We start from the raw sequence: 14,842 nt of genomic DNA, 5'->3' as shown, positions 1-14,842 counted from the left end.
ATACATTACATCCATGAAAAAAAACTACAACTTCTCCAATGTTAGTCTTCTGGTTACTCACTACAACCGCAGTCAGTCGCTGGAGAATCTATTAGAAACCTTCCGCCAACTCGATTGCCACTTTGGGGATATTGTCGTATCGGATGACGGCAGTAAGCCGGAACATCAGGCTTATCTGAAAATATTACAGACCAAATTTAATTTTCAGTTGATCACGACGCCCGTCAATAAAGGCCTGGGTAACAATATCAACAAAGGGCAGGAAGTGGTCCGCACGCCCTATACCTTATACGTACAGGAAGATTTTGAGCCCACCACTCTTTTTCCTGATCGGCTAGTCGAATCGCTGGCGATTCTTAACCGTGAGCCCCAGTTCGACATCATCCGGTTTTATGCCTACATCCGTTATCCATTTTTAAGACCTTACAACGAAGGCTTCTCGGAGATGTTTATGCCAAGCTGGTCGTTGAACTATAAAAAATTATATGAGTATAGTGATCATCCACACCTCCGCCGAAGCTCATTTCTGGAGAAATTTGGTCGATATGTAGAAGGTATTCACCCCGACCAAACAGAGTACCGAATGAGTATTGCATTCATCCAGAAAAAGGGGAAAGGCTTGTTTTACAACAACTTCACAGAATTATTCTACCAAAAAAATAGTCAGGAAGAGCCCAGTACCATCAGCCGAAAATTCTGGACGTTCAGTAAAAATCCGGCTATTGCCACTGTCCGCTACCTGTACCGACTCATTAAAATCAACTACGACATTCATTTTTTACGCGTTTAACTCATTTCCTGATAACGTTGGCGCTTCCCTTTTTCGACGACGCAGTATGCCCGCTACTTTTCGTTCAAAACGGGGTATCATGAACGGGGCCAACCGAATGGTTGTATCAAAAACCTCTATTGAATACGTTTGGAGTAACGCATTCAGGACTATCACAAAATTCAGTTCCGCCAAATGCTGACCAATGCATTTTCGGGGGCCAGTCAAAAACGGGACATAGGTGTACGACACAGTTGGTTCAGACTGCCACCGGCTGGGCTCGAAGTGGTCGGGCCGTTCCCAGAAATCGGGATGGTGATGCAGGGCATGGAGCAAGATCAAGGTTTCCTGCCCTTTGGGTATCGTTATGCCATCAACGGTCATCGACTCACCAAATCGGCGGGCCACAGCCATCGTGGCGGGATAAATCCGCAAAACCTCTTTCATAAACTGGAGGGTGTGGGTCAGTAACCGGAAATCATCACGAGTGGGATAGCCTCGTTCTCCAAGCACGGTACGGAATTCGGTGCGTAGGGTTTCTGCCAGAACAGGCCGTTTGCTGAGTTCGTACAATGCCCCCGTCAATACATAATCCAGTGCGTTATAAGCCCCATACAGATGGTTCACTTCATCGGCTGTTTCGGAAGCTGAAAAATCAGCCTCCCGCAGTCGACTCATCCAGTTTAGCCCTCTGGCATCGCCCTTCTGTTGCTGGTTCAGTAACGCATCAATCTGTGTGTAAAGCTGCCGTTTTTTACGAACACGATGCCACTGTGCTTGCAAAAAGCGAGGCAACCGGGTGAGCTGCTGTTTCCCAATCCCAAAATCGTCAAGCCGACTTTGGGTATTCATGTAGTGAAACTTGAAATCGATCAGCGTACGACCCAGTTGGCGAGCACCAGCCTCGTTAGGGTTCAGGCCACAGCCTACCTTCAGAAACAACGAGCTATTAAGGTTAACGAGCAACGTGTATAAATCCTCAAAAAGCTGATTTTCCTGCCAATGGGCTAAATGCTGCTCAATCTGCTGGTGCATACACTCGGCATAGGAATCAACATTCGCTTTCGTAAACACCGGCATCACCGCCCGCAGTCGCTTCTCCCACGCATCGCCATCCATAAACAGAAGCCCCGGTGCCATCGGAATCATCCAGGAAGCATATTTGTACACACTGGATCGACGCTGCGTATGCGTCCGATCCATCAGCAAGGCTTCAACAAGCCGGGGATCGCAGGTGACCAGATTTCCCTGATACAGAAAATTTTTTCCGTACGTCTGAGCCATCATTAACCAGGCCTTTTCCTGATGCTGCTCAAGCAGGTGCCGGGCTTCTGCCACTGTAGGCCCTGGAGGAATACCTAATCGATTCGTTTTCATGGCTGATTATACACAGTGACTTGAGCTGGTACCGGACCTGCAAACCGGGGAATCAGATAAGGCAATATGGATAGGTTATCTGAAAGCACCTGTATATCGAACCGTTGCAACAGCGCATTCAGGGTCATTACAAAATGTAATTCGGCCAGATGACGACCGATACATTGCCGGGGACCGATCAAAAACGGAATATAGGCTCGAGGGTCGCGCAAGGGTCGATTCCAGCGATCGGGATCGAACACGGTTGGAGAATCCCAGAATTCGGGGTGCAAGTGGAGGGCCTGAATCATAATCATCACCTCTTGGTTAGTTGGCAAATAGCCCTCGCCCACGTTGAGTTTGTCGCCAGTCCGTCGCAGAACCGCAGCCGCTACGGGATAGTAGCGAAATACCTCTTTCATAAAATTGGTCGTGTCGGGCAGGTGAGTCAAATCAGCGTGGGTAGGATAAAGTCGATCCCCGAGTATCTGTTTGAGTTCGTTCCGAATTCGTACAGCCCACTCAGGGTGTCGGCTTAACTCCACTAATCCACAGGTTATCATATAATCGATCGCATTGAAAGCCCCATAAATATGATTTAGTTCGTCGGTGATCTGTGGCAGCGACAGCCCAGCTTTATCCAGCAAATGAAACCAGTCCTGGCCCTGGCTACCCGTTTGCTGCCGTTTCTGTATGATCTGACCGACCACTTGATTCAGGGTTTGAATCAGTCTCTTTAGCTGGTATCGTTCGCGAAGAAAGGTCGGGATAATGCGTAGCTGATTGAGCGAAAAACCAAACTCGTCCAGCCGAGCGTGACTCGTCATAGTCTGTTGTTTGTAGGTCATCAGCATGTTGCCAAAACGCTGCGTCAACGAATCGGCAAGGTCGAGTCCATAACCGACCCGAAGCACGACCTGCAACCCTACTTGTGTAATCGATTCGAATAGATCGGAAATCTGTTTCCCTTGGCCCCAATGCCCCAAACAGTCAACGACGGTTTTGTGCATACGGTCGGCATAGGAATCAACGGCCGATTTGGTAAACACGGGCATCACCGCCTGAACATGTTTATGCCATTCTTCCCCTTCCATAAACAACACACCCGGTGCGCCCGGAATCAGCCGCGACATCAGTTTATAGCCTTCCGAACGGTGCTGGGTATGAATTCGCTGCATCAGCAAGGTATGAGCCACTGCGGGATCGGCAGTTGCCAACCCACCCTGATACCTAAAATTATTCCCGTATTTCAGGACTAAGTCGACCCATCCCTGTTGAGAATTTGCGTGAATCAATCGCTTTGCCTCACGGGCACTGGGGCCTTTAGCAATACTCGTCATGTTTTTTTTCTACGTTACGGCTTACGAATGAGCCCACTAGCTCTGCCACATCATACACGGCCCGATGTGCTTCGGCAGCCGTTCGTTCCTGATAAACGGGGTTGGCACTTATCTGCCGAATAGCCGAAACGATCTCCCCAGCATGCCCGGCAAGAATACCGACCTGATTCGCCACCAGCCAGGCTTCGTTCCCACGCTGTACGGGCCTCATCCCTTTGCTCTTTAGGGCGATCAGTGGCGTTTGCGTAATCAATGCCTCGGTGATGGTCATGGCTCCCGGCTTTCCGATCGCAAAGTCAGCCAGGTGCAAATACTGGATAGGCGTTTCAGGCAGATAGCCCAGCACCAGTTTTGGATACGGTGTTTCCAGGTTTTGAATGGTGTTAAAAACAACCTCATTACGACCGCACAGGAAAATCAAATTAACGCGAAGGTCAGCCTGCGCTACGGCTTCAGCAATGGTCTGAAGGTGGATGCAGCCCTGCCCACCAAATGAGATAACCCCAGTAGGTAAATCCGGGTCCAGGCCCAATCGGATGCGTTCGGCTCGCTGGTCCCTATTAGGTATTTCATAACAGAGGGGGTCAACAACCATACCTGCTACCCGGTAATTCTGTCTATCTGGTACGCCCGCTTTCCGGGCCTGCTGGTGCAGCCGATCGGTACCATTCAGGTAATACTGCTCAACGCGGGGAGTGAACCAGTAGCGAGGTTTTACTTCCTCAAAATCGACCGGTATGGTTATACAAACAGCCGCTGGATTGATCAGTCGGACACTTGCGTATAGCGCCGGATTGTACATGGGGGTTACCGATATAACGACATCAGGAGGGTTTTCCTTCCAGAATGTGCTCAGTTGCCGGATACCTTCCCGGCCTAACAGATCATGAAAAAGTAGCGACAGGTTAATCTGCCCTCCCAGGTCAAATACTTTATCACGCTTCAACTGCCGATTGAATCGATCGATGCCGTAGCGGGCAATTTCCCCAAACCGTTTATGCCGATCAAACAGATCGACGATATTAATTAGTCGAACCGACCAGTCGGGATAGCGCCTGTCCAGCGCTCGTTTCAGCCCTACAGCAGCCGATCGATGTCCCGAAGCGGCATCAAAATAGACAATGGCAACCTGTTTCATAATCAAATCATTCATACCGATAACGCCCGTTGACAGGCCTAGTCGGCCATCGCATAGAGTGTATAGATATTCATCAACCGATGTAGTTGCCAGTCTTCCTGATCGACAATGGTTCGGAAACCTCGCTGCCGAAACAACGCTATCAGGGTAGCGACCCGATTATCGATATCATGCACTTCGATGATAAACTGCCTGATCTTTGGCCAGTCAGCATCTTCGATACCCTTCACTACATCCAGTTCACTCCCTTCTACATCAATTTTCATTACGTCGATCCGGTCAACATTCTGCTCGCGAATGACGTCTGAAATGGTTTTGAGTGTACAGTCAATCTGTTGTTTTTTCAGACGTTGTATTACGCTCAATGCGAGAAGCGGGATACTAAGCAGACCAAGTACAGGTAAACGTAGATACGGACGATCGAGTGACCGGGTAAACACGTTAGCCAGGTCGCCCCGTATTTGCCCAACCCGGGCCATATCAGTTATCAGCGCCTGCATCCAGGTATAGCCTGTGGCCTTCTTCTGCGAACTATCGGCGATTACCTGCGGATACATACTGGCCGTCATGCTAAGCGAGGGCTGAAATGTAAACCGGGCGGTTCCGGCCCGATCTGATAACCCGATATTAAACAACCGGGCGTTTGTTGCGGCAAAAAGCAACTGCGCATTCTGTTGCAGAACAGCATACAAAGCCGGTATGGGCTCGAACGCAAATAGCCTTAAATTCGGGTAAGTCTGCGTCAGAAAAATAGAATACAAACCAATGTTTGCTCCCACATCGAACACACAGTCGCCATCGGCCAGGCGGATACCGTGCCGTTGGTACGATTGCATGGCAAAAATCTCATGATACAGCACATCGGCTTCAGTCTTGTTCAGAGCGGCCACCCGTAAGCCGTTGGGCAATTGAACCTGTTTCATTATCAATAACTTACCGATTAAACGCCGATTCAGAGGAAAGCTCAGGCTGTTTTTCGCGAATCAGCCAATCGCCATTTTTCGGGTTTCGCTCTAGTTCCGGCAGGTTCTCCTCTCCGATGTCGGTAAACTGCTGGCTCATAAACGGTATCAGATCCAAAAAGCCCGGCAATCCATTGCCCGATTGATGAACCGAAATTTTTAAAAACAACCGAAACTTACGCGCCTGAAAAACAAGGGTATCGAACCAGAAAATCCCCAGATAATAAAAGCTGCGCTCCGGCTCAAACTGTGCAAGATAGTGGGCAGCCTTTGCAGGGCTGTTGAACACGTCCGAATAAACAGCCTGCCCTTGCCCAATCAGGTAGTGCGTAAACAGGCAAAGCTGAAAATACTCGCTGACAACGAGTTGCGGTTCAGCCTTTTCCAGGAAGAACGGTTCAAGCTTCGTGAGCAGGGCCAGACTAAGCCGACTGAATAGCTGCTGAAGTTCCAGTAGTTCCTGCCGGTTGTATCGGGATCGCAATTTCGCCACCGTTTGGGGCATCGTGGCCCAGTTTAACCCACCTTCGTTGACCAGTGGTAGAAAATCGTTCCAGAACTCCGTCAGATTGATTTTCAGATCAGTCTGTATGTGTATCCAGATCGCATCGGCCTGCGCCTGTTTGGCACAAGTCTGTAATGCCTGAATGCGCGGAGCCCGACGCTTCCAGTGAATGGCATCCGGGTGGAATAACTCCGGCACCGGATACCGTAGCTCCCATAGGCGATCATCACGTTTCGTTGGCGGCTGATGCGTTCCGGCCACTGTACGGGTCCACCAGCGGCCCGTTCGCCGACGTTCGGCTGGCGTAGTAGGCTGGAACCGATAAAACGTAATTCGTATCGCCTGGGGCGGTGTTCCTATCGGAAAAGGGCACGCCCGAAACAGCGACCGAACCACCGGCTCATCTTCCAGCAGACGCTGAACCAGAAGCTGTACCCCACTCACGATCGAAAAATCGTAGGGGTTGCCACCGCCTAGTGTCGACCAGCCAAAGTTTGCATCGTTTGAGCCAAATGATTCATAGAAAATACCATGATCGAGCCGAGGATGATACGGTGCTACATACCGGGGTGGGCTCATTTCGGTAGTGGTCATGTACCGATAGGTGTATGGGTGCCAGGTATGCCCATCCTGAGTACCCTCAATGACTGGCACCCAACGAATTGCCGGACTACTCGTGGGCGGAAAAACCCCGTAGGCATGCACCAGCCGAAACCGGTTCAGCACCCGATAAACGTGCAGCATCGCCTGAACAATCGGTATCCGAATCCGAATGAATACCGGCCAATGCATCCAGGTATGCGTACACCAACTGTTGAAGGGCAAATTAAGCAATCCACCCACAGCCAATATTACCAACAGACCATGCGTGGGCCAATGACTGGTGACCAGTGCCCATGTGGTATCCCAAACCCACGATTGGGTATCCAGCAGAGTTATGCAGAGCACAACCGTCAGCAGATTGAAAAAGCCAAAATTGCTTACCAACTGAATCCCCACCATGAGGCAGGCCGTAAACACTGCGACGACCAAGCGGGTATTACCGGGTATAAACACCCCAAATGGCAGGATGATTTCGGTAAAAAACACAAGCAGAATAACTCCCTGAAATACCCATTTAGGCAGTTGATACACATACCAGCCCAGGTAAGCAGGCAACGGTATATTGATCAGGAAGTTATGAAAATAGCCCCGGTCACGCAGACTGCCCCCAATAAATTTATACTTACCAAATCCAAAGAGTACCCGAAAAAATAGCCAGCGATACGACCAGGCCACTATTGGCAGAGGCAGGCAGGCAACCGCTACAGTTGGTAAAGTGGGCAGAGTGGGCAGAAAAAGCCCCAGAAAACCCGCTTCCAGTAACAGACAATCCCAGGGATACGTAAACCCCAGCGCCAGATCGAAGGAAAGGTAGACCAGCCAGCAAATCAACAGGGCTGGTCCGGAAAAGGGGCCACCATAAACGACTAGCAAGGCTGCTCCCGCCCCCAGCAGAATCAATCCTCGCATAAATCGATCGCTACAGTTTAGCCAAAGCAAAGTCGGGAAATACAGCCAATGCCGCCAACCAGGATAATCCAGCCGGATACGGGCTAGTTTTCGGTCAATAGGGGATACACCCATACGGCCAGCCAGTGGCAGGACCTGATGGTATAACTGACTGATCGCAATAAAAAACACGACGCCTAATCCACGACCAAACATACCCCAGACCAGCTCAGGGGCAGGCAGCTCAACAAAACCCAGTATTGTTGACACAACGTTTGACGATAAACGAAGGAATTAATAATGACGCTCCAGCACGTACCAGCTAAACGCCCGCAACCTGATTTTCACATCCGAATCCGGGAAGAGAGTATCCAGCTTTTGCCAGGCCTCCTCAACCAGATTTTCGGCCTGTTGTTTGCAGGCTTCGATGGCTCCGCAAGCTTCCAGGGTGTCGATCACCTGACCTATAATGTCCGGATCAGTTGGTTTCTGACGAATGGTTTCCCACAAATCGCGACGGGCAGGCCAACCCAGCGTACCCAATGCTTTGGCTACGGGTAAGGTAATTTTGCCACAGGTAATATCCTCCCCCCGGCTCTTCAGGTTATTTTCAAAACCGCGCAGGTTAAGCACATCGTCTATGATCTGGAACGCCAGCCCCATCGATTCAAAAAACTGCCCCAATACTCGTGCTTGTTCGGGCGTACCATCGCCCATGATGGCTCCCAACTGTGCCAGCGAACTAACCGGAGCAGCCGACTTCAACCGATGCACGGATAAAATACGCTCTTCCAGCAAGCCACCCCGTCCATAGCCAACTACTTCCGGCATGAGCGCTTCAAACCCATCGATATCAATGGCCTGACCAGCATGAGCAGCCCGCATGGTTTCAAAATAGAGGGTGTAAAGTTTAAGCTTCTTGGCGTCGGAGAGGGTTGAGTCGACTAGTAATTCGCCCAGAAAATAACAGGCATTTCCCGCATTGATGGCCGCAGCCTGCCCATAGAGCATATGACACGATGGCCCACCACGCCGGATCACCGACTCATCCTGCACATCGTCGACGATGAGTGACCCTGTATGAAGTAACTCTGGCCATGCCAGCCAGTTCATGTATTGCTGCGAATTGCCGCCTACCAAATCCAGACAAGCCAGTGCTGCATAAGATCGCCAGGACTTCCCACCGCGATCAATCATTTCCCGAATAGGTTTCAGCAATACCCGGCTGTACTGCACCGGATCGAGCCCATCAACGAAGTGCGGATTGCCACTGCCTGCCACCAGCTTTTTTAGTTGCTCATCCGTTGGCGATAGCGGCAGCAACGCTTCGATCGATTTTCTCGTTTCTTTCGTAACGGCCTTAAAAAAGTCGGTCAGTTTTTCTTTAAGTCCAAACCCGCTACGCTCCACATAACCCAGTCCTACAATCGGCTCCCCCGCAAAGGTGCCACTTATCGAAACGCGCCCTTCCCAAAATGCCCGTTTGGAAATGATGGTATTGAACTCCTGAGCCGGAAAGGCCGCTTCGACAAACAGACGTATGTCCGCTTCAGGAATTGTCAATTGCCAGGTTGTGGGGTAATCAGTAAATGTCCGTGAGCTAGTCCACGTTTTCAGCGGCTGGAAACCAAAGTCGTCAAACTGGCGAGCCTTCCCCTGCGGATCGATCAATACAATCCAGCGTCCACAACTGGCTCCGTCGGCATTGTTATCAAACAAATCATAGGCACTAATCTGGTATCCATTCACCAACTGAGCCGAAATCCAGTTCCAGGCAATTTTATGTTCAATTTTAGCTTCAGGCGTATCGTTGGTCGGTTTACCAAACTCATGATCATACCAGCCACTGGCACTAGCTACCTCAATTGTTCGTCCATCAATCAGGAGCGCCCCTTCTACGCGGCAATGCGGCATAAAGTAATAGAACATATCCTCACCAGCCGTTCCACGGACAACGCCATCGTCGCCATGCCGAACGGGCGCGGTTTGTGGATGAAACGATAGGGTTGCCCCTGTTTCTTTACCAGCACTCAGAAGTGTCAGTAAATAGCTCCCATCTGCCTGTTTCTGAAACTGGTTTCCATCATAGTCCAGAAACAACGTCTCTTCACTCACCTGCGCTTCTTTACTGAGCAGACGGTCGGGCAAGGGAACATTACCTTTCACCAGTACTTCGCGAAGGGCTCGCTGCAACAGCGGATCGGTTGTATCCTCGCCTTTATCGATGGTATTCAGACCAATTTTCGGCGCCACGGGATCAACCAGTGAGTCCGTATAATACCGCTGCGTACTGGCATCACTGATTGCCCAGGTTAACGAATGAGCATACTGGTACTGTTGGGTTTGCTCATCGCGCCCGATTGCCATGCGAAAAAATGACGCGAACAGGGAACATTGTCGATGATCAGCCAGTGTTAAATGGCTATTCACATACCACCATTCGATGGTTGAGGAGGCATGCGGACGGTCGTGGATCTGTAAGTCAATGGGCCCCGATGCTGGCCAATCGGCAGGATACAGATGCGAGGTTAATTCAGAAGTGGATGTTGAGGTTAGTTGGTCTGAAAAAGGAGTTTTTGACGAAACCATACAGGATTAAGCAGAGATCGTTGAAAGTAGTTTTAAAGCCAGTAGAGAAATCTGCAATTTAAGAAAACACAAATGAAAGATTATCAATTAGAGGTAACTAACAAAATAAACCCTTAACCATTTTGCTATCATCAGTATAATCAACTGCAAATCCTAACTCCTAATATAACTTATCCTCACGATACATACCGTTTAATAAGTAAACTAATCACCAATAGTTTACTTATTGGGCTTATTTACCCTAAACACTTCTTAACAAGTACCAATAAAAACGCTGGGTTCAACTCAACGGGTACTCCCGAATCGTTAAACCCAGCGCTGCTAACCAATTTATGATACTCTACGTTTAATGCACTCGCAAGACTTTCTGCTGAACGCGTTCGCCATCCTGCTTGATCTCCAGAATATATACCCCAACGGCTAGTTGAGTCAGATCTAGTTTTTCAGAAAACCGATCGCCGGTTTTCTGAATCTGAGTAGACTGCTGAACGCGGCCCTGTCCGGCATCAAACAAGGTTACATCGAGGGGAGAATTGCTGATTCGCTCTACATCAATACTCACATAACTGGTTGTCGGATTGGGATAAACACGAATGGACTCAGCCAGGCTCTTTTCTTCCGAATTGATACTGGCAGCCACCCGCCCATTGGGAGATGCCGTACCAGCCATCACAAACATGGGGGTTTCGGTCACAGTTAGTTGAAGCTTGCCCTGATTCGTATTAACTGTTTGTAACTCCATGTCATTGCTGCCCACTTTCGGCCGATAAATCTGCGCCTGAGTAGCCGATCCTAAATCGAGCGTGTAAGTTGCCGTACGGCCTATCTCGTCCGGTACAACCAGCACATAGGCCGATTTGCCATCTTTTTCGTACCGATCAACAAAGGGGTCGCGAGCGAGTGTCTCCTTGTAGACGTATTCACCAAACAGCTTATTGGTCTGATACAGGAAATCGGCAGCGGGCCGACGGGTCAGGTTATCGCCATTAGCCAGCCCTGAGGTGCCGAACATACCGCCCGATCCATTGTCGTCGTAAAGCTGATAGAAGAACAATTTCTCAATACCCTCCCGAGCGTAAAGCAGGGCCGTCCGTAAAATCCAGTCGCCCTGGGTTTCGAGTGCCGACTTATTGCCAATCGGAATTGCACGCAGTGGGCTGCCCTGATTCACATCGTAGCCAGCCTCAGTAATCCAGACAGGCATATCGTAGGATTGCAGGTGGGCCGTTTTCCGGAAATCCTGGGCAATTTTGTTGATTGGAGCCACTTCGGGGGCTGCTCCCCGTGTCGATGTACCACTCTGCGAAGAGGAGGTATTATCGGCATACATATGGTAGTTGATAATATCCCAGCACAGGTTAACGGTGCCATCTGGATTATAGCCCCGATACTGCTTACACCAATCGATCATACCTTTCACATAATCGGACCCAGCCGAAGCAGACGCCAGCCCACCAATCACTACTTTTACCGATGGATCGGCATTTTTCACCCCTACTCCGGGTCCCATGGTGTTCTTATGCCCATCGTAGAACGCCGACAGGTTAGCAGCATATTCACGGGCCGTCTGATAGGCTTTGCGGCCCTTCCACCATTTGTCGCGCTCGTTATCACATTCGATATACTTAATCAACCCCAGGCCAATTTTGATGGTGTTTGGGCTATCCCCCGTCCAGCGAGGGGTTGTATTTACACTGAGCAAAGCCGGATTGACATTTGGGTTGCTGCCGTACCGGGCCATGTATTGAAATCCAGCCTTCGCCTGTTCGATGTAGGAATTGGGGTCGGTAAAATCTTTCCCATAACGCACTGGCACGTTCTCGGCATCACGCTGGTCGGCTGGATACGTATTCACCATCCAGTCGGGTAAAGTTTTCAGGCAGGCCAGTACCTGTATTCCTTCGGCTTTACAGCGTTCGTAGATCGCATCGTAGTTCCAGCCGCCACTCAGGGTTGGGTTATATGAATAGTCGCCCTCGTTGGACTCCAGCTTATTCCAGTCCATATAATGACGGATGCCCGAAAAGCTTTTCACCACGTTCATCTTCGCTTCGTTGATCTGCCAGGGCGTGTTACCATCCTCAAAATTCCATTCGTAGGCATTTACCCCCAGCATATCCTTTAGCTTCACCGCTTTGGCAGGTACAGCAGTCTCATTCTGGGTCGATGGCGTGTAAGAACCATACAATTCCATTTCTGTGGGGAACGCACCGTAGGTATTGATGACCAGATAGCGAGCATTACTTATCGGCACATCAAGCTTGAATTTGGCATCGCCCGAGGTAGACCGATCCGGATAAGGCCCTACCCAGGCAGCGTACTGATCGCCCGTGAAAGTAGCGATAGGAATTCGCTGCCACTGATCTGTAATGATCGAAACCGTCATCGGATTATCGGTGAAGATGCCTGTGAAGTCATAGAATTTTATGCCCTGAATGGTCATCGACTCACCTTGCAGAAGCGGATAATACGCGTCGTAATTGGCGAGCACCTTACCCCAGCCCGTTTCAACATTCACATCCGTGATCCCATCGAACAGACCATCAAGTCCGTTGCTCACGTTATTGAGCTGGTACCAGCGTTTCGGATCGATGGGTATTTTCTGGCCGAGCGTGACGGTTGGCGCGGTCACGGTGATTATCTGGGTTACATTGGCAGCTGCCTGGAACGACGTCGAAGCGGCCTGTGAGGCTGTAATAACGGCTGTACCAGCCCCAACGACCGACGCTTTCCAGGCTCCCGTTGCATTCGATACCGACACAACGGATGGATTGGATGACGTATAAGTAATGGGCGTTTCGGTGTTGGTACTCGTTGCCGTCAGATTAAAATCAGGATCACCGACGGCTTTGTTGGGTAAAGCGGAGAAGGTAATGACAGCCGGGTTCGTTACCGTTCCGCCTTGTATTACATTGAACCAGTTGAAATTCCAGGTACCCGGATTCGTATAAATGCGCAGCACCTGGCTTCCTGCCGATAACGTTGCCGTGGTGCTAATGGTCATCCAGTTTTGCCAGCCACCCGTACGCGGAACATCAACGCTACCCAGGGTAGTACCGTCTTCCGATTTGATAAAAATGACACCATTTCCGTAGCTATTGGCCACCCGGAACTGGAACGTATAAACACCGGCTGTAGGAACATTTACGTTATAGTCCATCCAGTCGCCATCGTCGATATAGCCCAAATTCTGCCCACCGCCATCGTCGGAGGTTGTTTCGGGCCGCACATCACTGGCTACATCAAATGATTCAGCTTCAATCTTTGCAGGCAGGTTTCGACTTCCTGAGGCCTCGAACCAGTTCAGATTCCAGTTCCCTTTCACTACATACAACCGAAGAGTCTGGCTACCTGCTGTCAGGCGAGCCGTAGCACTAATGGTTTGCCAGCTTTGCAACCCACCCGTACGTGGCACGTCGACCGACTTCAGCACTGTACCATCGGCCTTACGGAGTTCAAATTTGGCCCCATCGCCCCAACCATTGGCTACCCGGAACCGGAACGAATATACCCCATCATGGTCTACGCTCACGGCGTAATCCATCCAGTCGCCATCATCAATACTGCTAACGTTTAGTGCACCTGTAGCATCAGCCGTTGTTTCGGTCTGGACGCCCTGCATGGCAGTATAGTCTTCTGCTTCCAGATGCCCAGGAATTGAGTTACCGTTCCGAATGACATTGAACCAGTTGAAATTCCAGGTACCCGGATTCGTGTAGATTCGCAGTACCTGACTCCCTGCCGATAGATTGACGGTCGTGCTGATGGTAACCCAATTCTGCCAGCCATAGGTCCGTGGTACATTCACGCTACCCAGGGTAGTCCCATCTTCTGTTTTGATAAAAATAATACCATTGCCATAGCTGTTGGCCACCCGAAACTGGAACGTATATGCCCCTGCAGAAGCTACATTGACATTATAATCCATCCAGTCGCCATCATCAATGTATCCAAGATTCTGCCCACCGCCTTCGTCAGTCGTCGTTTCGGGTCGTACATCACTGGCCACATCGAATGATTCAGCTTCAATTTTACCCGGCAAATTCCGACTGGCGGAGGCTTCGAACCAGTTGAAATTCCAGCTTCCCCGCACAATGTATACTCGTAACGTCTGGCTACCCGCTGTCAGATGCACTGTAGCGCCAATAGTTTTCCAACTCTGAAGCCCACCCGTTCGGGGTACATCAACGGACTTCAGTACGGTACCATCCGCCTTACGGAGCTCAAACTTCGCATCATCGACCCAGCCATTGGCCACCCGAAACCGAAACGAATACACGCCCGTTTGCGGAACACTGACCGGGTAATCCATCCAGTCGCCATCGTCCATGTTGCCGATATTCTGTCCACCACCGTCATCAGCAGTGGTTTCAGGCTGCACGCCCTGCATAGCACTATAATTCTCCGCTTCGACATGCCCCGGCAAGGCAACTTCGCTCACCTGACGATTAAAAAGCAGATAACTGTACGCATCGAATGTACGGCTCAAAAAAGATGCAATTCCGCCGGGCCTTGAAAGCACCGCCGTTGTAACCGTCAAAAAGGATAAACAGACTAGAAGTAAAGTTTTTTTCATGTGGAAGGTTGCTTTTGATTTACTGTGCTACGGAGGTATTCAACGAATTGAACAAGTTGATGATCAGGACATAATGCCGTTTAAACGATAAACCGCTAAAATACGACATGTTTTTC

General features: G+C 50.1%; 8 protein-coding genes. 1 reads left to right on the top strand and 7 read right to left on the bottom strand.

Annotation, left to right across the window (positions count from 1 at the left end; translation table 11 throughout):
* The first annotated feature begins 13 nt into the window (after positions 1–13).
* A complete protein-coding gene (locus BGO59_RS09605) occupies positions 14–790 on the top strand; it encodes a glycosyltransferase (protein WP_293683403.1) in 777 nt (258 codons plus the stop codon).
* Here the strand turns inward: BGO59_RS09605 and BGO59_RS09600 are convergent.
* The 7 genes from BGO59_RS09600 to BGO59_RS09570 all read right to left on the bottom strand — a co-directional run bounded on the left by BGO59_RS09600 (position 779) and on the right by BGO59_RS09570 (position 14,726).
* Complete coding sequence (locus BGO59_RS09600) at positions 779–2,146, bottom strand: cytochrome P450 (RefSeq protein WP_293683402.1); 1,368 nt, start codon at positions 2,144–2,146, stop codon at positions 779–781. The two genes, BGO59_RS09605 and BGO59_RS09600, sit on opposite strands and share 12 nt — an antisense overlap.
* Positions 2,143–3,465 carry a cytochrome P450 gene (locus BGO59_RS09595; protein ID WP_293683401.1) on the bottom strand — a complete coding sequence of 441 codons (1,323 nt, stop codon included), beginning with the start codon at positions 3,463–3,465 and terminating at the stop codon, positions 2,143–2,145. Before BGO59_RS09595 ends, BGO59_RS09600 begins: the two co-directional genes overlap by 4 nt.
* Positions 3,449–4,618: a hypothetical protein gene (locus BGO59_RS09590; protein WP_293683400.1), complete on the bottom strand. Its 1,170-nt coding sequence runs from the start codon at positions 4,616–4,618 to the stop codon at positions 3,449–3,451. Before BGO59_RS09590 ends, BGO59_RS09595 begins: the two co-directional genes overlap by 17 nt.
* A gap of 23 nt (positions 4,619–4,641) precedes the next feature.
* Positions 4,642–5,526, bottom strand: a complete 885-nt coding sequence (locus tag BGO59_RS09585) for an FkbM family methyltransferase (RefSeq protein WP_293683399.1) — start codon at positions 5,524–5,526, stop codon at positions 4,642–4,644.
* 10 nt (positions 5,527–5,536) lie between these two features.
* Positions 5,537–7,831, bottom strand: coding sequence for a lipase maturation factor family protein (locus tag BGO59_RS09580; RefSeq protein ID WP_293683398.1), 2,295 nt, complete (start codon positions 7,829–7,831; stop codon positions 5,537–5,539).
* Positions 7,832–7,855: 24 nt separating this feature from the next.
* Complete coding sequence (locus BGO59_RS09575; RefSeq protein ID WP_293683397.1) at positions 7,856–10,150, bottom strand: polyprenyl synthetase family protein; 2,295 nt, start codon at positions 10,148–10,150, stop codon at positions 7,856–7,858.
* 346 nt (positions 10,151–10,496) lie between these two features.
* Entirely contained in the window at positions 10,497–14,726 is a 4,230-nt protein-coding gene (locus tag BGO59_RS09570) for a carbohydrate-binding protein (protein ID WP_293683396.1), read from the bottom strand.
* Positions 14,727–14,842: the final 116 nt, after the last annotated feature.

The sequence above is a fragment of the Spirosoma sp. 48-14 genome (assembly GCF_001898575.1).
In the GTDB taxonomy this organism is placed as follows: domain Bacteria; phylum Bacteroidota; class Bacteroidia; order Cytophagales; family Spirosomataceae; genus Spirosoma.
This window is presented reverse-complemented; position numbering and strand designations above follow the sequence as displayed.

Excerpts from the sequence above, each read along its gene's own strand:
- BGO59_RS09605 (WP_293683403.1), top strand. The coding sequence starts at position 14 with ATGAAAAAAAACTACAACTTCTCCAATGTTAGTCTTCTGGTTACTCAC.
- BGO59_RS09600 (WP_293683402.1), bottom strand. The coding sequence starts at position 2,146 with ATGAAAACGAATCGATTAGGTATTCCTCCAGGGCCTACAGTGGCAGAA.
- BGO59_RS09595 (WP_293683401.1), bottom strand. The coding sequence starts at position 3,465 with ATGACGAGTATTGCTAAAGGCCCCAGTGCCCGTGAGGCAAAGCGATTG.
- BGO59_RS09590 (WP_293683400.1), bottom strand. The coding sequence starts at position 4,618 with ATGAATGATTTGATTATGAAACAGGTTGCCATTGTCTATTTTGATGCC.
- BGO59_RS09585 (WP_293683399.1), bottom strand. The coding sequence starts at position 5,526 with ATGAAACAGGTTCAATTGCCCAACGGCTTACGGGTGGCCGCTCTGAAC.
- BGO59_RS09575 (WP_293683397.1), bottom strand. The coding sequence starts at position 10,150 with ATGGTTTCGTCAAAAACTCCTTTTTCAGACCAACTAACCTCAACATCC.
- BGO59_RS09570 (WP_293683396.1), bottom strand. The coding sequence starts at position 14,726 with ATGAAAAAAACTTTACTTCTAGTCTGTTTATCCTTTTTGACGGTTACA.